At 45.6% G+C, this 22,933-nt stretch carries 20 protein-coding genes and 1 tRNA gene; all 21 read left to right on the forward strand.

Going from position 1 to position 22,933, the window contains the following annotated elements; all coding sequences use genetic code 11:
• Positions 1–67: 67 nt before the first annotated feature.
• The gene (locus ACE4RR_RS17955; protein ID WP_375536826.1) at positions 68–730 is read left to right on the forward strand and encodes a 50S ribosomal protein L25/general stress protein Ctc; all 663 of its coding nucleotides are present in this window, start codon (positions 68–70) and stop codon (positions 728–730) included.
• Positions 731–933: 203 nt separating this feature from the next.
• A complete protein-coding gene (gene pth / locus ACE4RR_RS17960) occupies positions 934–1,506 on the forward strand; it encodes an aminoacyl-tRNA hydrolase (protein ID WP_375536827.1) in 573 nt (190 codons plus the stop codon).
• A 70-nt stretch (positions 1,507–1,576) separates the two neighbouring features.
• Complete coding sequence (fin, locus tag ACE4RR_RS17965; protein ID WP_375536828.1) at positions 1,577–1,810, forward strand: anti-sigma-F factor Fin; 234 nt, start codon at positions 1,577–1,579, stop codon at positions 1,808–1,810.
• A 154-nt stretch (positions 1,811–1,964) separates the two neighbouring features.
• Positions 1,965–5,507, forward strand: a complete 3,543-nt coding sequence (mfd, locus tag ACE4RR_RS17970) for a transcription-repair coupling factor (RefSeq protein ID WP_375536829.1) — start codon at positions 1,965–1,967, stop codon at positions 5,505–5,507.
• 142 nt (positions 5,508–5,649) lie between these two features.
• Positions 5,650–6,189, forward strand: a complete 540-nt coding sequence (gene spoVT / locus ACE4RR_RS17975) for a stage V sporulation protein T (RefSeq protein ID WP_375536858.1) — start codon at positions 5,650–5,652, stop codon at positions 6,187–6,189.
• 191 nt (positions 6,190–6,380) lie between these two features.
• Complete coding sequence (locus tag ACE4RR_RS17980) at positions 6,381–7,979, forward strand: putative polysaccharide biosynthesis protein (protein WP_375536830.1); 1,599 nt, start codon at positions 6,381–6,383, stop codon at positions 7,977–7,979.
• 2 nt (positions 7,980–7,981) lie between these two features.
• Complete coding sequence (gene yabN / locus ACE4RR_RS17985) at positions 7,982–9,484, forward strand: bifunctional methyltransferase/pyrophosphohydrolase YabN (RefSeq protein ID WP_375536831.1); 1,503 nt, start codon at positions 7,982–7,984, stop codon at positions 9,482–9,484.
• Complete coding sequence (locus tag ACE4RR_RS17990; RefSeq protein WP_375536832.1) at positions 9,481–9,747, forward strand: RNA-binding S4 domain-containing protein; 267 nt, start codon at positions 9,481–9,483, stop codon at positions 9,745–9,747. The genes yabN and ACE4RR_RS17990 overlap by 4 nt, the downstream gene beginning before the upstream one ends.
• 143 nt (positions 9,748–9,890) lie before the next feature.
• Complete coding sequence (gene yabP, locus ACE4RR_RS17995) at positions 9,891–10,190, forward strand: sporulation protein YabP (protein WP_375536833.1); 300 nt, start codon at positions 9,891–9,893, stop codon at positions 10,188–10,190.
• Positions 10,187–10,774 carry a spore cortex biosynthesis protein YabQ gene (yabQ, locus tag ACE4RR_RS18000; protein ID WP_375536834.1) on the forward strand — a complete coding sequence of 196 codons (588 nt, stop codon included), beginning with the start codon at positions 10,187–10,189 and terminating at the stop codon, positions 10,772–10,774. Before yabP ends, yabQ begins: the two co-directional genes overlap by 4 nt.
• Positions 10,775–10,790: 16 nt before the next feature.
• A complete protein-coding gene (locus ACE4RR_RS18005; RefSeq protein ID WP_375536835.1) occupies positions 10,791–11,180 on the forward strand; it encodes an FtsB family cell division protein in 390 nt (129 codons plus the stop codon).
• A gap of 189 nt (positions 11,181–11,369) precedes the next feature.
• Complete coding sequence (locus ACE4RR_RS18010) at positions 11,370–11,822, forward strand: S1 domain-containing RNA-binding protein (RefSeq protein WP_375536836.1); 453 nt, start codon at positions 11,370–11,372, stop codon at positions 11,820–11,822.
• Positions 11,823–11,978: 156 nt separating this feature from the next.
• Positions 11,979–12,055, forward strand: a tRNA-Met gene (locus ACE4RR_RS18015).
• 711 nt (positions 12,056–12,766) lie between these two features.
• The gene (gene spoIIE, locus ACE4RR_RS18020) at positions 12,767–15,259 is read left to right on the forward strand and encodes a stage II sporulation protein E (protein WP_375536837.1); all 2,493 of its coding nucleotides are present in this window, start codon (positions 12,767–12,769) and stop codon (positions 15,257–15,259) included.
• A gap of 97 nt (positions 15,260–15,356) precedes the next feature.
• Positions 15,357–16,100 carry a vWA domain-containing protein gene (locus tag ACE4RR_RS18025; protein ID WP_375536838.1) on the forward strand — a complete coding sequence of 248 codons (744 nt, stop codon included), beginning with the start codon at positions 15,357–15,359 and terminating at the stop codon, positions 16,098–16,100.
• Positions 16,081–17,061: a protein kinase domain-containing protein gene (locus ACE4RR_RS18030; RefSeq protein ID WP_375536839.1), complete on the forward strand. Its 981-nt coding sequence runs from the start codon at positions 16,081–16,083 to the stop codon at positions 17,059–17,061. The genes ACE4RR_RS18025 and ACE4RR_RS18030 overlap by 20 nt, the downstream gene beginning before the upstream one ends.
• A gap of 22 nt (positions 17,062–17,083) precedes the next feature.
• On the forward strand, positions 17,084–17,842 hold the full coding sequence (locus ACE4RR_RS18035) for a threonine/serine exporter family protein (RefSeq protein WP_375536840.1): 759 nt from the start codon (positions 17,084–17,086) through the stop codon (positions 17,840–17,842).
• Between the two features lie 352 nt (positions 17,843–18,194).
• Positions 18,195–18,638, forward strand: coding sequence for a threonine/serine exporter family protein (locus ACE4RR_RS18040; protein WP_375536841.1), 444 nt, complete (start codon positions 18,195–18,197; stop codon positions 18,636–18,638).
• Positions 18,625–20,025, forward strand: coding sequence for a tRNA lysidine(34) synthetase TilS (tilS, locus tag ACE4RR_RS18045; protein ID WP_375536842.1), 1,401 nt, complete (start codon positions 18,625–18,627; stop codon positions 20,023–20,025). The genes ACE4RR_RS18040 and tilS overlap by 14 nt, the downstream gene beginning before the upstream one ends.
• Positions 20,026–20,066: 41 nt before the next feature.
• Entirely contained in the window at positions 20,067–20,609 is a 543-nt protein-coding gene (hpt, locus tag ACE4RR_RS18050; protein ID WP_375536843.1) for a hypoxanthine phosphoribosyltransferase, read from the forward strand.
• Between the two features lie 67 nt (positions 20,610–20,676).
• Positions 20,677–22,734: an ATP-dependent zinc metalloprotease FtsH gene (ftsH, locus tag ACE4RR_RS18055; protein WP_375536844.1), complete on the forward strand. Its 2,058-nt coding sequence runs from the start codon at positions 20,677–20,679 to the stop codon at positions 22,732–22,734.
• Positions 22,735–22,933 lie beyond the last annotated feature (199 nt).

Here is a 22,933-nt window from a genome sequence, read left to right on the forward strand (position 1 = left end):
ATCCCGTTTCAAGTGGGTTAAAAATGAAATGCCCTGCGATGACAATCTATTAAGAGGTGAATAAATCATGGCTACAGTTTTAGAAGCCAAGACACGCAGTGATCTGAGAAGATCAGAAACTAAAAAGCTGCGCCAAAGCGGAAATATACCTGCCGTTCTTTACGGGAAGAAAACGGAAAGTACGCCGGTCTCCGTGCCGAACGTAACTTTTATTAAAACCATTCGTGAAGTAGGACGTAACGGTATTATTGAGCTTGACGTGGAAGGACAAAAAGGCAAGCACAAAGTAATCGTACATGATATGCAGGTTGACCCGATAAAGGACTTCCTCATTCATATTGATTTCTTTGAAGTCGACCTTAAATCTGAAATGGAAGCAGATGTTAACGTTAATCTCGTCGGGGATGCCCCTGGGGAGAAAGACGGAGGCATTGTTTCTCACCTGCTCTACACCGTTACGGTTCGGGCGCTGCCAACTGATATTCCAGAAGAAATCACAGTGGATATTTCTGAATTGAATATTGGTGACTCCGTTCAAATTGGTGACTTAAAATCCGGAAAAGACTTTGAGTTTACGAATGAACCGGAAGAAACAGTGGTCACTGTACTTCCTCCAGAACAGGAAGAAGATCCTGATGCTGAAGAAGAAGAAGAAACAGAACCAGAATTAGTCGGTGCTGAAGACAGCGACTCTGAAGAAGAAAATGATTCTGAAGAGAAAAACGACTAAATTTATAACTGCTGAAAAGGTATAGCCGTGTTTACGGTTATGCCTTTTTTAAAGTATATGGTTCAACTTCATAAGTGCTTTACTGACAAGCGTTAGCTTGAAGCGAAAGTCGAATGAAATAGGGAACATCGCATTTTTTTTGTGAAATTGACTTATGAATCCATTCTATGGAAAACATGTGCCGGATGGAAGGAAGGAATTCTATGAAGGTGGTTGCAGGACTAGGGAACCCAGGAATCAAGTATGCCGGGACCCGACATAATGTTGGATTTGAAGCTGTTAATTTACTGGCAGAGCAGCTCGGGGTCCAATGGAAAGAAGGGAAGCATAAAAGCTTAATCGCAGAAGCAAATGCAGCGGGAGAAAAAATATTTCTCGTAAAGCCCCTTACGTTTATGAATTTATCCGGAGAAGCCATCCGGCCGCTGCTTGATTATTATAAGTGTACACCGGAGGACCTCCTCGTAATTTACGATGATTTAGACCTGGATCCAGGAGTGCTGCGTCTTCGTTTAAAAGGCGGTCACGGCGGACATAACGGGATTAAATCACTCATCGCCCATCTCAATACAAAGGATTTCAAGAGAATGCGTATCGGAGTCGGGAAGCCGGAGCCAGGCATTTCTGTAACGGCTCATGTTCTCGGAACCTTTGCTCCGGAGGAAAAAGCAGAAGTTAAGAATGCTGCGGAGCGGGCGGCAAAAGCAGCCGAAGCCTGGTTTACTTTACCGTTTCACGATGTAATGAATGAGTATAATAAAAAAATGCCTGAATAGATTGTATAGTGCCCGTTTTTGACGTTCATACTAGAATAACGTTTTAGTATGAACAAAGAGGTGCATGATAATGGCTATCCGTTACTATTGCAGACATTGCGGCACAAACATAGGGGCACTCGACGATGAAAAACTGCTCGTGTCCCCGCAGCTGGGCTTAGATCAGCTTACGGATGAAGAGCAGCAGGAGATTATCCATTACGGCTCTGATGGAAACGTGCATATCCGTGTCACATGTGAAGATTGCGAAGAAGCACTTGAACACAATCCAGATTTTTACGGTATGGACCGCTGGATTCATTAACGTAAAAATAGTATTGTAAGCTTAAACATAAAGGTAAACTGGGTCTGATTAATTCTTTGCCATGCGTCAGAGATAAGGTCAGCCCTGTTTTCTGCTGGTGCAGGTGGTTCAGGGCGCTAAAGCATTGTTATCGGGAGAAGGGGGAAAGGAAGAAATGAAGGGATTACAAAACGCCCTTTTAAAGAATGATCATGTACGTTCCATTCTTGACGGCATAGAAAAAAATATGAAAGAACAACTTGTGGCAGGACTAAGCGGTTCGGCGCGGCCTTTTGTTATGTCTTTAGCCAGCCAGGAGACAGAGAGGTCTCAGCTCGTTGTCACACATACTCTCTATCAGGCTCAAAAGCTCTATGAAGATTTAGTGGACCTTGAAGGGGAGAATGTCTATCTTTATCCTGTAAATGAGTTAATATCATCGGAAATCGCTATCGCTAGTCCGGAAATGAGAGCACAGCGTATAGAAGTGCTTGATCATCTCGTGCAGGGAAAAAAAGGAATTATTATCGCTCCGGTAGCGGGAGTTAGAAGACTGCTTCCTCCGGCGGAATTGTGGAAAAAAGCTCAGTTTCGCCTGCATACCGGAGAAGATGTAGATGTCGAAAGCTTCCTTTCCTCCCTGATTGCTCTCGGCTATCAAAGGGCGGATATGGTTTCTGCGCCGGGGGAATACAGTGTGCGGGGAGGTATTATTGATATTTATCCTCTCACAGAAGAACACCCGGTACGGGTAGAGCTGTTTGACACCGAAGTGGACTCCCTTCGTTTTTTTCAAGTCGATGACCAGCGCTCACTTGAGCAGCTCCAGGAAATAACGATCGGACCTGCTTATGAAACCATTCTGTACAGCGAGCAGTTTACCCGGGCATCGGACAAGCTGAAAAAAGGACTCTCCCAGTCTTTGAAAAAAGTTAAGGATTCCTCCATTAAGGAAAAGCTGCAGGAGCATCTGCAGTATGAAATCGAACAGCTCGATGAACAGACCAGGTTTCAGGGAATTTATAAATATATGGAATATTTTTATGAAAATCCAGCCACGCTTCTCTCTTATTTCAGCGGTGATTCCATAGTTTTTATGGATGAAGTAAGCAGAGTTCAGGAGATGGCGGAACGGCTTGATAAAGAAGAAGCGGAATGGAAAACAACTCTCCTCGAGACCGGGGAGGTGCCTGTCGATTTATCTTTGTCTATAGAATTTCATGAATTATTCAAAGAGCATGACGGGCCGCGGGTGTATTTTTCTTTATTTTTACGAAGCATCCCCTCCTTTCAGCCTCAGAACATTGCCAATTTATCCTGCAAAGCGATGCAGCAGTTTCACGGGCAGATGCCAGTTTTAAAAAATGAAATTCAGCGCTGGCAGAAGAGCGGGTATACGATCGTTTTTGTCGTTGGCGATGAGGAACGGGCAAATCGGCTACAGCACATTTTGGATGATTACGGGGTGGAAGCGGATCGAACTGACAGAAACGGCGCATTTCGGGTTGAACGGCCGGCAATTGTTCTTGGCAGCTTGAATAATGGATTTGAGCTGACGACGGAAAAGCTTGCAGTAATCACTGAACAGGAAACGTTTACGAAAAAAGTAAACCGGTCAAGGCGCAGGCAGAAGCTTTCCAATGCAGAGCGTATAAAAACTCACTCCGAACTCAAGGTCGGAGATTTAGTTGTGCATGTAAACCACGGGATCGGCAAATATTTAGGTATTGAAACACTCGAAGTAAACGGTATTCACAAGGATTATTTAAACGTTTCCTATGCCGGGAACGACAAGCTTTACGTACCGGTTGAGCAGATTGATCAGGTGCAGAAATATGTCGGTTCAGAGGAAAAAGAACCAAAAATCTATAAGCTCGGCGGCAGCGAGTGGAAGAAGGTCAAACGCCGGGTGAAATCTTCTGTTGAAGATATTGCGGATGATCTAATAAAACTCTATGCTGAACGCGAAGCCTCAAAAGGGCATGCTTTTTCGCGTAGTGAAGCGGAGGAGCAGGCTTTTGCCTCTTCTTTTCCCTATCAAGAGACGGAAGATCAGCTGAAATCTATTGAGGAAATCAGAGAAGATATGGAGCGCGAACGTCCGATGGACCGGCTTCTCTGCGGGGATGTTGGGTACGGCAAAACGGAGGTAGCCATCCGGGCAGCATTCAAAGCCATTCTTGACGGAAAGCAGGTTGCTATTTTAGTGCCAACGACTATTCTGGCGCAGCAGCACTTTGATACCATATCGGAACGTTTTGCTGAACATCCAATCAATATAGGGCTGTTAAGCCGGTTCCGAACGAAAAAACAGCAGAATCAGACAATTAAAAGCTTGAAAACAGGCGGCATTGATCTGGTTGTCGGAACACACCGCGTCCTTTCCAAGGATGTAACCTTTAAAGATCTGGGTCTTTTGATTGTGGATGAAGAGCAGCGTTTCGGTGTGACTCATAAAGAAAAAATTAAACAGATTAAATCAAACATTGATGTGCTGACGTTAACCGCAACACCGATCCCAAGAACGCTTCATATGTCCATGCTTGGGGTCAGGGATTTATCTGTGATTGAAACACCGCCGGAAAACCGCTTCCCCATACAGACGTATGTACTCGACTATAACGCATCGTTAATGAAAGAAGCGGTGGAGCGTGAGTTAAGCCGGGGAGGCCAGGTCTATTTTCTGTACAACAGAGTCGATACAATCAGCAGAATGGCCGATCAAATACAAATGCTTGTGCCTGATGCAGAGGTGGCCTATGCCCACGGCCAGATGAATGAACAAGAGCTCGAATCAGTCATGATCGATTTTCTCGAGGGGAATAAGGATGTGCTTGTTACGACGACCATTATTGAAACGGGCGTCGACATCCCGAATGTAAATACACTTATCATACACAATGCGGATAAAATGGGGCTGTCGCAGCTCTACCAAATCCGTGGAAGAGTCGGGCGTTCCAATCGGGTGGCCTATGCCTATTTTACCTACGAACGCGACAAAGTGCTGACAGAAGTCGCCGAAAAACGTCTTCAGGCAATTAAAGAATTTACAGAGCTTGGCTCAGGCTTTAAAATTGCGATGCGTGATTTGTCTATCCGCGGCACCGGTAATCTGCTCGGGGCAGAGCAGCACGGGTACATTGAATCGGTCGGTTTTGATCTATACTCCCAAATGCTCAAAGAAGCAATTGAAGAAAGAAAAGGATCGAAGGCAGTGGATAAACCGGCGGAAATGGAACTTGATGTAAAGGTGGACGCCTATATTCCTGCGAGCTTTATCAGTGATTCTAAACAGAAGATTGAAATGTATAAACGCTTTAAGGGACTTGAAACGATGGAAGATCTGCAGGATCTGCAGGATGAGGTGATTGACCGTTTTGGTGAATATCCAGAAGAAACAAGGGAGCTTTTCGAGCTTTCCAAAATAAAAATTCTCGGCCGAAAATATGGTGTGGAGTCCATCGTGCAGGAAGGCAGCAAAACCACCATTCTTATTAGTGAACCAGTCAGTCAGAATACGGATGGCGCCAAGCTGTTCGAGCTGGTGAATGAGCTGGGCAGAGAAGTGGGCGTCGGAACAAGTGACCAAAAAATTAAACTGGTCATTCACCAGAATCGCTTAAAGGAAAAGGATTTTATTCGTTTGCTGAGTGCATTAATCGAGCGGCTTCCGGCCACAAAAAATGAGGCGGCAAGCGCAGCTTCCAGCTCTCGATAAAAAAAAGGGAAGTTTTTCTAAATAACATGAATAGTTATTTTCTGGCGGCGGATAATAAAAACAGCAAAAAAGAGGCGTTATTTTCTAAATTTGTCTCTATCCCATCATAGAAAACACGAGAAGAAAGGAAGTCATCTGCATGATGAAAGCTACAGGTATTGTCCGCCGTATTGATGATCTTGGAAGGGTGGTTATTCCCAAGGAAATCCGCCGCACCCTCCGTATCCGTGAAGGAGATCCGCTTGAAATCTTTGTCGACCGCGACGGAGAAGTGATTTTGAAAAAGTACTCCCCCATATCAGAATTAGGTGATTTCGCAAAGGAATACGCTGAAGCACTGTATGAATCCCTGCGCCATCCTGTACTCGTAGCCGACAGAGATACGTATATTGCCGTCTCCGGCGGTTCGAAAAAAGATTATGCGAATAAAAGTATCGGAGAGGTTGTCGAGGAAGCGATTAATCAGCGCCAGTCGAAGGTTGAGTCCACAAAGGGTGAGTACAACATCGTAAGTGATCATAAAGAGATGATGAGAGGCTTTGCTGTGGCCCCCATCATTGCAAATGGAGATCCGATTGGTGCCGTTGTTATGGTGGCAAAGGAAGACAAAGTCGATGAAGTCATTTCCGGCAAGCTTTTGGAGACTGCAGCCGGCTTCCTGGCAAGACAAATGGAACAATAATTCGTGCGACCGCCGTTTTTGGCCCTGCATTTCTGCCGGGGCTCGAAAACGGCGTTTTTTTATACTTTCTGAGATGAGCCCTGCACAGCGAATCTAAACCCTTCCCCATGGATCCCCCGGCGGCCGGCAAAAGCATTTTTTTACGAAGTTTTGGCTGTGATATACTGGGAGATGTGGAAAGGAAGTCAAGCATGTCTGAAGAATACATAAAAAGCCGTGATCTCTTAAAGGGTGCTGCGCTGGTGTCAGGAGTGGCGCTGCTCGGTAAAGTTTTAAGCGCTCTTTACCGGGTACCATATCAAAATATCACCGGTGATATCGGCTATTACGTTTATCAGCAGGTATATCCATTTTACGGAGCGGCGATGATGATTTCGATGTATGGCTTTCCAGTCATTTTGTCGAAGCTGGTGGCGGAAGCACGGGAAAAAAAGGGGATTCATTATGCGCAGGAGACGGCAGCTGCAGCCTTTATTATGCTTGCAGTCTTATCTTTTTTTGTGTCCGGATGTCTGTATTTTCTTGCCGGTCCGATCGCAGGAGCAATGGGGGATATTCAGCTGACAGGTCCGCTCCAAATTACTGCTCTGGCCTTTGTGGTGGTGCCGTATCTTTCAGGCGGCAGAGGGTATTTTCAAGGTGTGGATGACTTGAAACCGACAGCTTATTCCCATCTACTGGAACAATTTATACGTGTAGCTGCCATCTTACTGCTTGCTGCGCTCGCGGTTTCTTTAGAAAAAGGGCCATACGGAGCAGGGCAGGGGGCGGCACTGGGTTCCCTATTAGGAGCTTTTGCAGGAGCTGCTTTATTAATCTTTACCTTGAAAAAAAAGCAGATCCCCTTTCGCAAAATATTTAATAAGCACATTTTATCGAAAGTACTTCAACACCGGCTTCTGCTTCAGCAGGGCCTGCTCGTCTGTGCTGGTGCCATGGTTTTTATTTTATATCAAATGGCAGATGCATTCACTGTGGTACGGGAGCTTCAGCAGAGTGGACTGCCTGCAGCCACAGCCAAGCTGGAAAAAGGAATTTTTGACCGGGCCATGCCGCTTCTTCAATTTGGAAGTGTGATTGCATCTTCTCTTGCAATGGCGATTGTGCCCATCCTTACGAGAGAAAAAACTTCCGGAAATATAGAAGCGTATAAAAACTATGGAACGTCTATCCTTCGTGTCAGCCTCCTCATTGGAGGAGCCGCTGCAGTTGGATTAGCCGCTGTGGCAGAGCCTGCTAATCATATGCTTTTTGAAAATAATGAGGGCACGGAAGTGTTAAAAATCCATGCTGCTGCTTTATTGTTCAGCGGGGTTACCATGACCTCCGCCGCGGTTCTGCAGAGTCATGATTATTTTTGGAAACCGGCTTTGCATCTCGCTGCAGGGCTGGTATTGAAAATAACCGCCAATTTACTTCTTATTCCTGTCTGGGGAACAATGGGAGCCGCTGGAGCCACGGTGGCGGGCCTTCTCCTTACGGCGGTTCTGAATGTTTCTTATCTTTGGAAGAAATCATTGGTTTCAAGCATAAAAAAGTCATGGTACGGCAGAAGCGGCGCCGCGCTGCTAATTATGCTTGCGGCGGTGAGCGGAATTATTACTATTTTCAGTGCTGTGCTGCCGGAAGGACGATTGTGGGAGTCTCTTTTAGCCTTGACAGCCTCTGGAGCGGGGGTTTTAATATTCGCAGGTATGTCGCGTGCTTTGTCATTATTCACAGAAACGGAGCTGGCGTTTATTCCTGGGGCACAAAAACTGGAACGCTTTTTTTCGAGAAAGGAACGGTGACAATGAGTAAATCAGAGAAATCCCGGCCTCACATTAATATCGTCGGACTGGGCGCAGGAGAACTTGATCAGATGCCGCTGGGTATCTATAAAGAATGTAAAAAAGAACGGCTGCGCTATGTGCGTACAGCTGATCATCCGGCTGTTAAGGAATTAACAGCAGATAATATACTATTTGAAAGCTTTGATGAGCTATATGAGAAACACGACAGCTTTCCAGCGGTATATGAAGATATCGTCACTAATCTTGTAACTGCAGCTGAGAAGCATGGAGAAATACTGTATGCGGTGCCTGGGCACCCGCTTACTGCAGAAACGACCATTCAGCTTTTATTGAAAGAACAGGAAAAAGGGGTCATCACAGCGAATGTTTTAGGGGGACAGAGTTTTCTCGATCCGATGTTTACAGCACTCCGGATTGATCCAAACGATGGGTTTCAGCTGCTGGATGCTACTTCGCTCAGCAAAGAAGAACCTGTTTTGACACAGCATGTTATTATCAGCCAGCTGTACGATTCGATGATAGCCTCGGATGTTAAGCTGACATTGATGGAAAGATACCCGGATGAACATGAAGCTGTGCTTGTTACTGCTGCCGGAACAAAGCAGGAGAAGCTCACAAGAGTCAAGCTGTTTGAGCTTGACAGGAATGTGCAAACGAACAATGTAACAGCACTGTATCTTCCTCCAGTCAAAAACGAAGCGGAGCTTTATCAGGAGTTTTCCTCTCTTCGAAACGTAATTGCAACGCTGCGAGGTCCAAATGGGTGCCCGTGGGATAAGAAACAGACCCATGAATCGTTAAAACGATATTTACTTGAAGAATCCTATGAAGTGCTGGATGCGATTGATGAAGAGGATGATGATCACCTAATCGAGGAACTTGGTGACGTGCTGCTGCAGGTTATGCTGCATGCCCAAATAGGGGAAGATAACGGTTATTTTTCCATTGACGATGTTATCAAAGTCTTAACGGAAAAAATGATTCGCAGACACCCGCATGTCTTCGGGGATACTTCAGCGAAAACCTCTGAGCAGGTAATAGAAAACTGGGAGGCGATCAAGAAAACGGAAAAGAATGGAGTCGAAATTGGGGGCTTATTATCAGCTGTACCTGATTCAATGCCTTCGTTAATGAAGGCATACGAGCTGCAAAAACAAGCGGCGAAGGTGGGGTTTGACTGGGACGACGACGCCCCGATGTGGAAAAAACTGCAGGAGGAAACTGCCGAGTGGCTGGAGGAAATAAAGTACGGCAACAAGAAAGCAATGAACAAAGAATTTGGGGATATTCTATTTGTGCTTGTGAATCTTGGCCGATATTACAAAATTCACCCGGAAGAAGCTCTCCACATGACCAACCGAAAGTTCAAGGATAGGTTTTCATATATAGAAACAACCCTGAGAGCCCGAGGACAAAAAGCCGAAAATGTCTCGCTCGAAGAAATGGATGAACTTTGGGAAGAAGCAAAAAAACAGACAGTAGAAAGGAGAAACGAAGAATGAGAATTGATAAATTTCTAAAAGTCTCCCGGTTAATTAAGCGAAGAACACTCGCGAAGGAAGTCGCGGCACAGGGACGAATAACGGTGAATGGAAATACCGCAAAAGCCGGGACAGAGGTACAGGTCGGCGACGAGCTTGTCATACGGTTCGGCTCTAAGCTTGTTACAGTAAAGATTGACGCTTTAAAGGATACAACGAAAAAAGAAGAAGCAGAATCAATGTATACTGTAGTAAAAGAAGAATTGGTGAACAGCGGACAATAAGGATGAATGCAGGCTCCCCATTTTGGACTGAGTCCTTTTCCTCTTGCTTTGGAGTTACAGAGCACTGGTAACAACTTTTAAGGAATAAGCTCTCTTTCAGGAACATAGAATGAAACAAGCTATCCTGAAAGGGTGTTGAAGAGATGAACTATAAAGAAGAGCCATTATACCAGCAGCGTTCCCAGGCCGCCCATGAAATTATTATGAAGGGCCGAAAGACACTGGAAATAACCGGAGTAAAAGAAGTAGAAAGCTTCGACAATGAAGAATTTCTGCTCGAAACAGTAATGGGTTTTTTATCTGTGCGCGGCCATAACCTGCATATGAAGAATCTCGATGTATCCGAGGGAATTGTTTCTATTGAAGGCAAAGTGGACGACCTTGTCTACATTGATCAGACCAACATGAAAACAAAAGGGTTTATAGGGAAGTTATTCAAGTGAGTCTGTCTGTTCAATTTCAAACAATGATTGCCATGCTGACGGCCGGCGGATTAATAGGAATGAATCTGGATATTTATCATCGTTCTACAGTTTCATTTGTAAAAGCTGTCTGGAGCAGATTTGTCTGGGACATTCTTTTTTGGGTTGTGCAGGCACTGCTCGTGTTTTATCTGCTGCTTCGAATTAACGAAGGAGAAATAAGAATATATATTTATCCTGGTCTGCTCGCCGGTTTTATTGTATATCGAAAATATGGGAGGCATAAGTTTCTGCGGGGGATGGAGACTATTTTCCGCACGGGTCAATGGATGCGGAGGCTGCTGATCAATACATTCCGCGTTTTTATCGGTATTCCAGTGAAATTCGTATTGAAACTGTTATCATCCTCCGTTATGATAGGATTAACAGTTATTTCAAAATTGATCTGGTTTTTAATATCATGTCTCCTTCTTCCAATGAAATGGATACTTCAACCGTTTGCTCCGTTTTTTCGACGCCTCCTTCCTGAATCTTTAACTATCAGACTGAGAAAAGCTTTTCATGCGGTTCTAAAAAGGGTAAAGGAATGGTGGACTTTTAAATAAGCCGGGGTGATTATTATTGTTATCGAATAAGAAGAAAGTTACTGAGATAAACAAGCCCTATGTTAAGGAACAAAAGCGCGAACAGCAGCGTCAAGAGGCGTATGCTGAAAAAAGGCGGCGCGGCCTTATTCGGAGGATGACTGCCTTAGCGGCAGTAGCTGCCCTGATTGCAATCGTGTTTACTGTGATTCTTGTATCTCAGTGGTCGACAATGGAAGCAAAGAAAAGTGAAAAGGCCGAAATGGAAAATCAGTATGAACAAATGCAGGCAGAAGAAATACAATTAAAACAGGATGTAAAAAATTATAATGATCTCGACTACATAGCTGAAATAGCCAGAAGAGATTATTATTTAACAAAGCCGGGGGAAACATTGTATAAAGTTCCTGATGAATCCGCTGATTGACACTTTTTTTACTGTTCGAGTATAATAAGAATGATTTTGAAGAGGTGTTTCAGGTGAATCAGACTGTTACAGAGTGAATACGTTTCCGGATGTGATCACTGTTTGGCGTAGCTGCTTTCCTATTCCCTTTTTAAGTCAACCTTTATCTTTTATTTTAATGATAGAAACACAAGGAGGAGCATTTTTTACATGTCAATCGAAGTAGGCAGCAAGTTACAGGGGAAAGTGACGGGTATTACCCATTTTGGAGCGTTTGTTGAATTGCCGGATGGAAAAACAGGGCTCGTTCACATCAGCGAAGTAGCTGATAAGTATGTACAGGACATTAATGAATTTATAAGCGTTGGTGATGAAGTCACTGTCAAGGTTATGAAGGTAGAAGATGACGGCAAAATTGGCCTATCCATCCGTAAAGCTCAAGACCGCCCAAAAGAAGAACGTCCGCAGGGAGACCGTCCACGCAGTGACCGCCCGCGCGGAGACCGTCCCCGTGGAGGCGATAAACGTGGCGGAACAGGCCGTAGTCAACGCCCGCTTTCTTTTGAGGATAAAATGAGCCGTTTCATGAAAGACAGCGAAGAACGTCTTGCTTCACTACGCAAGCAAACGGATTCTAAACGCGGAGGGCGCTCCCGTAAGTAAACTTGCTGAAGGCATGTCCCAATAAATAAAGGGCCAGGCTGGTATAGGTGCGTAACCCTGCCAGTGCGGCCCTTTCTCTATGACCAAACTAGTGAATGTAAAAATTAGTTGACTAAGCTGGTTAACCAGTATACAATTAACAATGTCGCAAAAATTGGCGGTGTAGCTCAGCTGGCTAGAGCGTACGGTTCATACCCGTGAGGTCGGGGGTTCGATTCCCTCCGCCGCTACCATTTCTTAATTGAAAACAAGGGGCGTGTATCATAAATGATACACGCCCCTTTTGCATGGTAAAAAAAGCAGTGGACAAGTCCTTCGCTTTCCGTGGGCAGCGCTTCAGCTAACCGGGCGAAACCCGCGCCCGGCGGATCTTCAGCCGCTGCTCTTTCCACTGGAGTCTTCGGACTTGTCCCCTGCTATCTTCTATTTAGGATACTACTTATTTTATAAAAAGGGGCTTTTGCTAAAGCCCCTTTTTGTGCTTGATTCAATATTATGAGTGCTTTTGATTGAAGCTTAAGGCTTCTATTAGAAATGACTGCCGTATGCCACCACCGGTTCTCCGGACCCTGATTCCTCTATTTCCTCCACTCCTCTACAAGTTTAAAAAAGAGTTGGTTGATCTTTTCTCATTCAGCAATCCTCGAACATCCAGACACGCATTCGACGGGAAAGGTAGAAAAACAGAAAAGACTAGTTGAATTTTTTTCCAGTTTGTCCAAACTGCCCCAGTATTCTTCTTTACCTTCCATCATTCCGCTTAAAAATAACTTGAAAATTTCTCTTTTCATAGCAGGAATTAGTTCTTCTCCTTTATCCATACTGGTTTAAGAGCATCCAAAAATAGTCGAAGACTTTTTTTTGCCTTGTTGGTAATTTTGACAAACATTGAGATTCACGACCGCTATAATAAAAATCAAATCAATGGGGGCAGGTGGGATAGCATGTACCAGAAAGAACTCGCAAAGCACACCAATGATATGACGGCAACATCGATTTTAATATGGAAGAACATGAAGATCAGAGCCAATCATCGAAAAAATCAATTATTCAGAGGTGTTTCTATTTTCTTTATCGCTTGGGGCGGACTCATATTTCTGCTTGGTATTCTGCTTGGACGAGCCGTGCTGCTGGCTGAATTGTTTCCTTTCGCTCTGCCGTTCTTTGCAGCGGTTTACGCGTGGCGCAGAGATAAAGGAATTATCGCCGCCTCTGGGGTGGTAGTTGGAACATTCTCCGGAGCTATCTTTCACGGGGCCTTTATCGTAGCAGCTATATCAATATTTATCTTCTTATATGAATGGATCACCAGGTACGGGTGGCGCACCTCCTGGGCACTGCCGGTGACTGTGTTCTTTGCCACTGCGGGGGCGAGGCTTGGGACAGGGTGGCTTGATCAGGGGAGCATTACTCCATACGAAGGGGTAATTGCTGGGGTGGAGGGCGGATTAAGCTTTATATTGACGATGATTTTTTTACAGAGCCTTCCATTACTGATGACAAAAAAACGAAAGCAGCCTTTGAAGCATGAAGAAATCGTCTGCTTCATTATATTACTTGCGTCAGTAATGACAGGGGCCATAGGATGGGTTATTTACGGAATGGCGGCGGAACATATACTTGCCCGCTATCTCGTGTTAATTTTTGCCTTCACTGGCGGGGCTGCGATTGGCGCGCCGGTAGGAGTAGTCACCGGACTGGTGCTTAGCCTGGCTTCCGTAGCCAATTTATATCAAATGAGTCTGCTTGCCTTTGCTGGTTTACTTGGCGGCCTATTAAAAGAGGGCAAAAAAATCGGTGTCAGCATAGGTATGCTGCTTGGAACGGCTCTTATCGCTCTTTATGGAGATGGTATGAATGGGGCCAGTCTGACTTTGGCGGAGTCTGCCGCGGCCATTGCTTTATTTATCCTCACTCCAAAGGCGTTAACTGCCTTTATAGAAAGGTATATTCCAGGTACGCCGGAATATGCCCGTGAACAGCAAAAACACATGCAGAAAATGAAAGATATTACTTCCTTAAAAGTGGATCAATTCTCCCAGCTTTTCAAAACATTATCGAAAAGCTTCTTAACGCATCCTGCGCCTCATGAAGAAATTACGCTGCAGCAGGATACGGATGAATTATTAAGCAAAATTACGGAAAAGACGTGTCAGACGTGTTTTCGCAAGGAAAGGTGCTGGGTGAACCAATTTCAGGAGACATATGATGGCATGACGCAAATGCTTGACGACATAGAAGAAACAGGGCGGGTCACTTCATCGGTGATGAAAAGCTGGAAGGAGCAATGTCATTATGCAAAAAGAGTGACGGAGGTGATGAAGGAAGAAATCAAGCAGGACCAGGCTAGAAAAGTGGTGTCAAGGCAGGTGCAGGAAAGCAGGAGACTGGTGGCGGATCAGCTCAGGGGAGTATCAGAAGTTATGGAGAACTTTGCCAAGGATATTCAGCGAGACAAAGAAACGCATTTTCTCCAGGAAGAACAGATTTATGATGCGTTACATGATGTAGGCGTGGACATTGGCCATATTGAAGTCTACCGCCTGAATGAAGGGGGTGTTGAAATTGAAATGAGTGTGCCGAAGCAGGCTGGAGCCGAACGCGCAGAAAAAATCATTGCTCCCCTGCTTTCAGACGTCTTAAAGGAGCACATTATTGTAGAGAAAGAAGAAATGCACGAAGAGCTGTCTGATTATTCGAACTTTACATTTGCATCGGCACGCACGTATACAGTGGATACTGGCACGGCATCCGTTGCAAAAGGGGGAGGATGGTTATCGGGAGACAGCCATGTAGCTACTGAAATAAGTGCCGGTAAGTATATCGTAGCGTTAAGTGACGGCATGGGAAGCGGCCAAAAAGCATATCAAGAAAGCAATTCTGCCCTGCAGCTTCTCCAGACGATTCTAGCATCCGGCATGGATGAAACGACGGCCATACGGTCGATTAACTCAATACTGTCTTTGCGCTCTGCCGAGGAAATGTATTCAACGCTTGACCTCGTCATGATTGATCTACAGGAAGCGCAGGGGCGTTTTATAAAAATCGGTTCACTTCCAACATTTATCTGCCGTGGCAAGAAAATAAAGCAGGTAGAAGCCCAAAATTTACCTATCGGGATGATTGAGCATGCTGAGGTGGATGTCATCAATGAACAGCTGAAAGAGGGGGACCTGCTGATTATGGTCAGTGACGGCATTTTGGAGATCCCAGGACCGATTGAAAATAAAGAGATATGGATTAAAAGGTTGCTTTCGCAGCTTGATACAGATGATCCACAGGAGGCGGCGGATCTTCTGCTGGAAGAGGTGATGAGAGTATCGGACGGAAATATTACCGATGACATGACAATTCTGGCAGCAAGAATCAGGAGGAATACCCCGAGGTGGGCGGCGATCCCGGTCAGGCAGCGGGGGAACCTGAAGAAAAAAGCATAAATATAACCTGGCGCCCCCCTAAAACAGGCTGGTATATATTTTGACCCATTCGTCAAAAATGAAAATAATACCAGTAATTAGGGGGGAGCAGGATAAAATGAGTACGGGAAAAGTGAAACAAATCTTACTGTTGACCGATGGATGCTCGAATCAGGGTGAAGATCCGTCCTCGGTGGCGTCCTACGCACGGGAAAAAGGAATAACGGTCAACGTTATTGGAATTTTAGAGGAGGGAGCAGCCCAGAACCATGGAATGAGAGAAGTAGAGGAAATTGCGATGGCAGGCGGCGGCGTCAGCCAGGTCGTATATGCAAATCAATTAGCCCGCACGGTTCAGATGGTCACAAGACAAGCGATGACCCAGACCCTTCACGGCGTAGTTCATAAAGAACTCCAGCAAATCCTCGGTCAAAATCGTGAAATGGAGGACCTGCCTCCGGACAAACGCGGGGAAGTTATGGAGGTCGTAGATGAACTCGGTGAAACAGTCGATCTGGAAATCTTAATCCTTGTTGACACGAGTGCGAGTATGAAATCTAAACTTCCAATGGTTAAGGAAGCGCTGGATGATTTATCTATCAGTTTAACTTCCCGTTCAGGCAATAACCGTTTTTCTTTGTATTTATTTCCCGGGAAAAGAAATGATGCGGAAAAAGTTATTTCATGGACTCCGCGCCTTTCTTCCCTTCAGGATGCCTTCTCACGAATAAAAATGGGGGGAGTAACACCAACTGGCCCTGCATTGAAGGCTGCACTTTCTTCCTTCGAAAAGGATGGCAGAAAAAAACGCTTGCTAGGTGATGGAGAGGATGGCGTCTTCATTGAAGAATCAGGCACCTAATTTTATGCCGGGAATGAAATGGCTTGGGAAATGGAATAAAAATCCATACCGGGTAATTAAGAAGCTGGGCAATGGAGCCACCGGCTCTGTTTACCTTGCAGAAACTCAACACGGACAAGCTGCCGTGAAAATTGGGGGCAATAAAGCCTCCCTGACATCCGAAGTGAATGTATTAAAGCATTTCAGCCAGGTCCGCGGGAACGTCCTCGGGCCTTCTCTGCTGGATGTTGATGATATAGAAGTGAACGGGGAAGTGTATCCATTTTTTTGTATGGAATATTTAAAAGGTGAATTTATATTGGATTTTCTCAGCAGAAAAGGCAAGGAATGGGCACCCGTCCTGCTTGTTCAGCTGCTTGGCGACCTGGATCGGCTTCACCGGGAAGGGTGGATTTTTGGTGATTTAAAGCCGGAAAATTTGATGGTTACCGGGCCGCCGCCGCGCGTACGCTGGTTTGACGTGGGAGGGACGACAAAACTGGGCAGGGGCATTAAAGAATATACCGAATTTTATGATCGCGGCTACTGGGGGCTGGGGGACAGAAAAGCAGAGCCTTCCTATGACTTATTTGCTGCTGCCATGATTTTTATTCAAACGGCGTATCCGAAGAGGTTCGATCGTCCGGCTGCTTCCAGTTTCGAATTTCTAGTACGTAAAATCGACAGCGCTCCCGCACTTGCTCCATTTAGAAAAATACTTGTTTCGGCATTAAAAGGTCATTATTCGAATGCCCAATTGATGCGCAGAGATGTGATGGATGCAATTGAAAGAAAGCAGCAAAAGCAGCCGCGACAGTCGAAGGAGCCTGTGTCGGTGCGATCAAACACACATGTCCGCCAGAGGGTGAGGCCAACGAAAAATAAAAAAATAAAGGAAGCCTCCTATAAATTAGAAATTATTTTAACTGCCTCTTTTCTCTTGCTCTCATCTGTTCTATACTTTATGGGACAATGGCTGTAACGAAAGAAAAGGTGTGTGGCCGATGGGCAGAGCAGAAGAAGTTATGGAAGTGTGTCTGCTGGGCGGGAAGCTGATGCTTCGTTATGGAGCAGAGACATACCGTGTAGAGGATACAATGAAAAGAATGGCTCAGGCAGCCGGGATGCGCAAGGTTAATAGTTTTGTGACGACCACAGGTATTTTTTTGTCCTACAAGACAGAAGAAGGACACGATATCATGCAGATGATTCGTGTAATTGAGAGGTATCAGGATCTCAGCAAAGTTACGGAGGTCAATCAAGTTTCCCGTGAATTTGTAAACGGAGAACTTCATATAGAAAGCGTGAGAGACAAGCTTCGGGAAATAGAAAAATCACCGATGAATTACCCGCTCTGGCTTATATATTTAGCTTCCGGGATGGGTGGCGGTGCTTTTTCCTATTTAATCGGGGGAAGTGTGTTTGATATGCTCCCTGCCTTTATCGGCGGATTGATTACAACAGTCACCCTGGTTCTCTATCAGCGTTACCTGAAGGTTAAGTTTTTTTCAGAGTTTTTGGCTGCTTTAAGCGGCGGCCTGATAGCACTCGTGATGGTGCAAACAGGAATTGGGACAAATATAGACCAAGTAATGATAGGAACTATTATTCCGCTTGTTCCTGGTGTGCCTTTAACAAACTCAGTCCGTGACTTAATGTCTGGAGACCTGGTCGCAGGTGTTGCCAGGGGGGCCGAAGCAGGTGTTACCTCCTTATCAATTGCTGCAGGTGTGGCTGTTTCTTTGTCACTTTTTATCGTATAAAGATAAAAAAATAGATAAGTTGTGCGTCGCAAAAATTCTATATGGGTGTCTGCGGCTTCCAATGAGTGGGGTGCAACGGCTTTTCCATAGCGCTGTGTGTGGACAAGAGATCCGTTATTCTATCAATATTGCTCTTTTTGAGTTGGCGGACATAGGGTATGCTATTTGCTGAATAAGAAGAGAAACTGATCTTCATACGGCTGGTAGCGGAACCAGTGTCCGGATAACTCTACCATGTACGCTGCTTTCCCTCTCAAGCTGTTACTTATAGAAAGCGTCCAGGCTGTTATTAGGTTGTCTTAATTATTCTGCATTGTTAAGTGCGTGTGTTTCTATATTAGGGGTGTTATGATTGATAATCCTTGAATTGTTTCTATGCTTTGTTGCGACAGCTACTTTCGGCATTATTTTTAATATTCCACTGCGCCTGCTCTGGTGGGGCGGCCTGATTGGCGTTCTTGCCTGGTTTATTTACAGCACTCTTCCGATCTACGACTTTACAGACGTGTTTGCGGCAGCAACAGCAGCATTTGCAGCTGCTTTTACTTCGCACTGGCTTGCGAAGTGGATCCGTGTGCCTGTCACGATGTTTACGATTCCCGGCATCATTCCGCTCGTTCCCGGCGGCCGGGCTTATTCGACGATGCTTGCTTTTGTGGAAGAAGATTATTTGCAGGGTCTGGAGCTTGGAGTCGAAACCTTGCTGCAGGCAGGCTCGATTGCTGCAGGGCTAGTATTTGCCCTGTCGATATTTTCATTTGGTAAGGGAGTAGGGCAGCGTTATGAAACAGATTGAACGAAGGCTTCGGAATAGACACCTGATAAATTCTGGGGATGCTGTATTGGCGGCGGTTTCAGGCGGACCAGATTCCATGGCTCTGCTGAATATCCTACATGAAACGCTAAAAGCAGACAACATTCCGCTTGCAGCAGCACATGCGAACCATGGACTGCGGAAAAAAGCTGCTCAGGAAGCGGATCTTGTCCGCGGCTGGTGTGAGCAGCATGAAATTCCCTACTTTGAAACGGTCCTTCCACTTCTCGGAGTAATGGAAAAAGAAGGCGGTTCTCTGCAGGATCAAGCACGGCGGCTTCGCTATGAATTCTTCGAACGGGTAATGAGGGAACAAGGATATACCGTGCTTGCCACAGGCCATCATGCCGATGATCAAATAGAGACTATGTTAATGAAGCAGGCAGGCGGCCGCGCGCTTTTAGGTGATCCGGGCATCGCTGAACAGCGGTGTTTTGGAGCGGGAAGATTGATCCGGCCACTGCTTTCTATGCAGAAAAAAGAGATTTATGATTATTGCAGAGAACACCGCGTCCCATTTGAAACGGATGAAAGCAATCAATCACAAAAATATACACGGAATCGCTTCAGGCAGAACGCCCTTCCATTCATTACAAAAGAAAATCCGAATGCTCATGAAGCTTTTCAGCAATACTATGAATGGACAAAGGCCGATAGGGTATACATAGAAGAGCAGGCCAGGCATCAGCTCGGCATGCTCATTACGGAAGAAGATGAACATTCCGTGACGTTTTCCGTGAGCGCATTAATGGAGCTTGCCCTCCCTTTACAAAGAAGGGTGATTCATCTACTATTAGGGTATCTTTGTGCAAAACAGAACAATACGTCTGTTTTACATATCGATAAAATTATATCTCTATTAAACGAAGACAACCCTTCTGCGCGGCTTGATCTCCCGGGTGCCCTTCAGTTTATCCGTTCATATAATAAAGGTACTTTTGCCGAAGCATTACCAGGTAACCAGCCGGCAGCGGAAGCCTCTGCTGTTAAACTGGAGCTGCCTGGAACAGCAGTTTTTGATAACTATTTTTTTGAGAACGGCTGGTACGCGCCATTCAATAAAAGTGCGAATATGGATACGTTCATATATTCACCGGAAGATATCACCGGGCCGCTCATGCTAAGAACAAAAAGACCGGGAGATCGGATGCATCCTCTCGGCATGCGTGGAGAAAAGAAGCTCAGCCGGGTATTTATCGATGAGAAGATAGACCGGACTCAAAGAGAAACAGCTCCTATCCTCATAGACAACGGGGGACAGATTCTGTGGGTTCCATTTGTTAAAAAGTCGACCTTTCATGTCCGCAATCCTGATTCGCCGACAAAAAGTTTAGCCATGATCACTGCTGTAAAGAATATAATGAAATAGGGCGATTTTTATATTGCACCTGGGAGGGTAAAAGAAGCTTTATGCACAACGAGATAGAGAGAATACTTATTAGTGAAGAGAAACTGCAGGAAAAGGTCAGTCAGTTAGGCAAAGCACTTACGGAAGAGTACGATGGCCGGTTTCCATTGATCATCGGGGTGCTCAAAGGAGCCCTGCCGTTTATGGCTGATATTACAAAGCGGATTGAGACGCATATTGAGATTGATTTTATGGATGTGTCCAGCTACGGAAGAGGAACTGTAACTTCTGGTGAGGTAAAAATCATCAAGGACCTCGATACGACCGTGGAAGGCCGCGATGTAATTATCCTTGAAGACATTATCGACAGCGGATTAACTCTCAGTTATCTGGTCAGCCTGATCAAACACCGTGGAGCTAAATCATTAAAGATCGTAACGCTGCTTGATAAACCAGAGGGAAGAAAAGTTGAGATTGTGCCGGATATGGTCGGATTTACCGTCCCGGACGAATTTGTAGTCGGCTACGGACTGGACTACGCAGAAAAGTACCGAAATCTCCCTTATATCGGTATCTTAAAGCCAGAAATTTATAAGGGTTCATGATTGTGAGAAGGAAAACAAATATGGTACTATTATCTAAGCTGTCAATGCTCGCAGGAGGAGGTCGCGAATGAACCGGATTTTTCGAAATACCGTTTTTTATTTACTATTATTTCTTGTGATCATCGGTATTATCAGTTTTCTGAGCAGTGATCAGAATGAAACGGAACCGATGTCATCAGATGAATTTTTAACAAAATTGGAAAATAATGAAATAGCATCTGTTACAGTGCAGCCTGAAGGGGAAGTGTACCTTATTACAGGCCAGGAAGCTGGCGCATCTGAGGAAGAAACCTATGAGGTATATTTACCAATTTCAGAAAACACAACACAAACACTAATGACGGCTGAAGGACCGGACGGGCCGCTTGAATTTCAGACGGAGCCGGCCGAAGAGCCCAGTGCATGGGTCACCTTCTTTACATCCATCATTCCGTTTGTGATTATCTTTATATTGTTCTTCTTCCTGTTAAGCCAGGCGCAGGGCGGCGGAAGCCGCGTTATGAACTTTGGTAAAAGTAAAGCCAAGCTTGTTCAGGAAGATAAAAAGAAAGCCCGCTTTAAAGATGTTGCAGGGGCCGATGAAGAGAAGCAGGAGCTGATGGAAGTTGTCGATTTCCTGAAGGATCCCCGTAAATTTGCGGCTATCGGAGCCCGTATTCCTAAAGGGGTGCTGCTCGTAGGACCGCCGGGTACAGGGAAAACTTTAATTGCCCGTGCTGTGGCCGGAGAAGCAGGCGTGCCTTTCTTCTCGATCAGCGGGTCGGACTTTGTTGAAATGTTCGTCGGGGTCGGGGCCTCCCGTGTGCGTGATTTATTTGAAAACGCAAAGAAAAATGCTCCATGTATCATTTTTATCGATGAAATTGATGCGGTCGGCCGCCAGCGTGGAGCCGGCTTAGGCGGAGGACATGATGAAAGGGAGCAGACCCTGAACCAGCTTCTCGTTGAAATGGACGGCTTCAGCGAAAACGAAGGAATTATCATTATCGCTGCAACAAACCGTTCCGATGTTCTCGACCCTGCGCTGCTCCGTCCTGGCCGTTTTGACCGCCAGATCATGGTTGGCCGCCCGGATGTGAAAGGCCGTGAAGAAATTCTTGGCGTACATTCCCGCAACAAGCCATTGGCCGATGACGTTAATCTGAAGGCGATTGCCCAGAGGACCCCTGGATTTTCCGGGGCGGATCTTGAGAATCTGTTGAACGAAGCGGCTCTAGTAGCAGCGCGCTCTGATATGGATAAGGTCAGAATGGTTCATGTGGAGGAAGCCATTGACCGTGTCATTGCCGGGCCTGCCAAGAAAAGCCGTGTTATATCTGAAAAAGAAAAAGGTATTGTGGCTCACCATGAAGCTGGACACACTGTCGTTGGGGTTAAGCTTAAAAATGCGGATATGGTGCACAAGGTAACCATTGTCCCCCGTGGACAGGCAGGCGGTTATGCCGTGATGCTGCCGAGAGAAGATCGTTACTTCATGACAAAGCCTGAGCTTCTCGACAAGATTGTCGGACTGCTTGGCGGCCGTGTGGCAGAGGAAGTAATGTTTAATGAGGTGAGCACCGGGGCCCATAATGACTTCCAGCGTGCCACTGCTATTGCCCGTAAAATGGTGACTGAATATGGAATGAGCGAAAAGCTGGGGCCGCTTCAGTTCGGCTCGAATTCCGGCGGACAGGTATTTCTTGGACGTGATATTCAAAATGAACAGAATTACAGTGATGCGATTGCCTACGAAATCGACCAGGAAGTTCAACGGATTGTTAAAGATTCGTATGCACGCTGTAAGCAGATTCTGACACAGTACAAGGATAGACTCGAGCTGGTCGCGCAAAACCTCCTTGAACTCGAAACCTTGGATGCTGAGCAGATTCAGTCACTCGTAGAGGATGGAAAACTACCGGACGACCATCACACTACAAAAAGTGATGACGAAGTGCAGACGGTCCGCAAGGATGATGATGTGAAAGTGAACATTCAATCTAAATCTGATTCTGACCAGCCTGCCGCTCCGGAGGAAGAAAAGAATCCGGAAGATCGTTCTTCAGAAACGGACACCAGTGATACTGCAAACGACCGGACAGATACAGATAATAACAGCTCTTCTGATGACAGCGATAGAAAATAACGAACCATAATAAGAACTTGGGATGCCTTCACACCGGCATCCCTTTTCTTTATCAGTGAATATGCTGATACAGAGATGAGTGGCATATTTACCTTCCAGCTGCCGTTCAGAATTTCTTTTTCCGTCCACTGGGCTTTTTCTGCCAGAGCGGCGCTTATACTCTTTTAAAAGCCGATCAGTTGCCAAAAAGGAGGCTTCA

It is taken from the genome of Alteribacillus sp. HJP-4 (assembly GCF_042139015.1).
GTDB lineage: Bacteria > Bacillota > Bacilli > Bacillales > Marinococcaceae > JBHIKY01.

Bases quoted from the DNA above. Each gene is read 5' to 3' on its own strand.
- fin (WP_375536828.1), top strand. From the start codon at position 1,577: ATGGCTATCCGTTACTATTGCAGACATTGCGGCACAAACATAGGGGCA.
- yabN (WP_375536831.1), top strand. From the start codon at position 7,982: ATGAGTAAATCAGAGAAATCCCGGCCTCACATTAATATCGTCGGACTG.
- ACE4RR_RS18035 (WP_375536840.1), top strand. From the start codon at position 17,084: ATGGGCAGAGCAGAAGAAGTTATGGAAGTGTGTCTGCTGGGCGGGAAG.
- yabP (WP_375536833.1), top strand. From the start codon at position 9,891: ATGAACTATAAAGAAGAGCCATTATACCAGCAGCGTTCCCAGGCCGCC.
- tilS (WP_375536842.1), top strand. From the start codon at position 18,625: ATGAAACAGATTGAACGAAGGCTTCGGAATAGACACCTGATAAATTCT.
- spoVT (WP_375536858.1), top strand. From the start codon at position 5,650: ATGAAAGCTACAGGTATTGTCCGCCGTATTGATGATCTTGGAAGGGTG.
- mfd (WP_375536829.1), top strand. From the start codon at position 1,965: ATGAAGGGATTACAAAACGCCCTTTTAAAGAATGATCATGTACGTTCC.
- pth (WP_375536827.1), top strand. From the start codon at position 934: ATGAAGGTGGTTGCAGGACTAGGGAACCCAGGAATCAAGTATGCCGGG.
- hpt (WP_375536843.1), top strand. From the start codon at position 20,067: ATGCACAACGAGATAGAGAGAATACTTATTAGTGAAGAGAAACTGCAG.
- spoIIE (WP_375536837.1), top strand. From the start codon at position 12,767: ATGTACCAGAAAGAACTCGCAAAGCACACCAATGATATGACGGCAACA.
- ACE4RR_RS17955 (WP_375536826.1), top strand. From the start codon at position 68: ATGGCTACAGTTTTAGAAGCCAAGACACGCAGTGATCTGAGAAGATCA.
- ACE4RR_RS17990 (WP_375536832.1), top strand. From the start codon at position 9,481: ATGAGAATTGATAAATTTCTAAAAGTCTCCCGGTTAATTAAGCGAAGA.
- ftsH (WP_375536844.1), top strand. From the start codon at position 20,677: ATGAACCGGATTTTTCGAAATACCGTTTTTTATTTACTATTATTTCTT.
- ACE4RR_RS17980 (WP_375536830.1), top strand. From the start codon at position 6,381: ATGTCTGAAGAATACATAAAAAGCCGTGATCTCTTAAAGGGTGCTGCG.
- ACE4RR_RS18010 (WP_375536836.1), top strand. From the start codon at position 11,370: ATGTCAATCGAAGTAGGCAGCAAGTTACAGGGGAAAGTGACGGGTATT.
- ACE4RR_RS18025 (WP_375536838.1), top strand. From the start codon at position 15,357: ATGAGTACGGGAAAAGTGAAACAAATCTTACTGTTGACCGATGGATGC.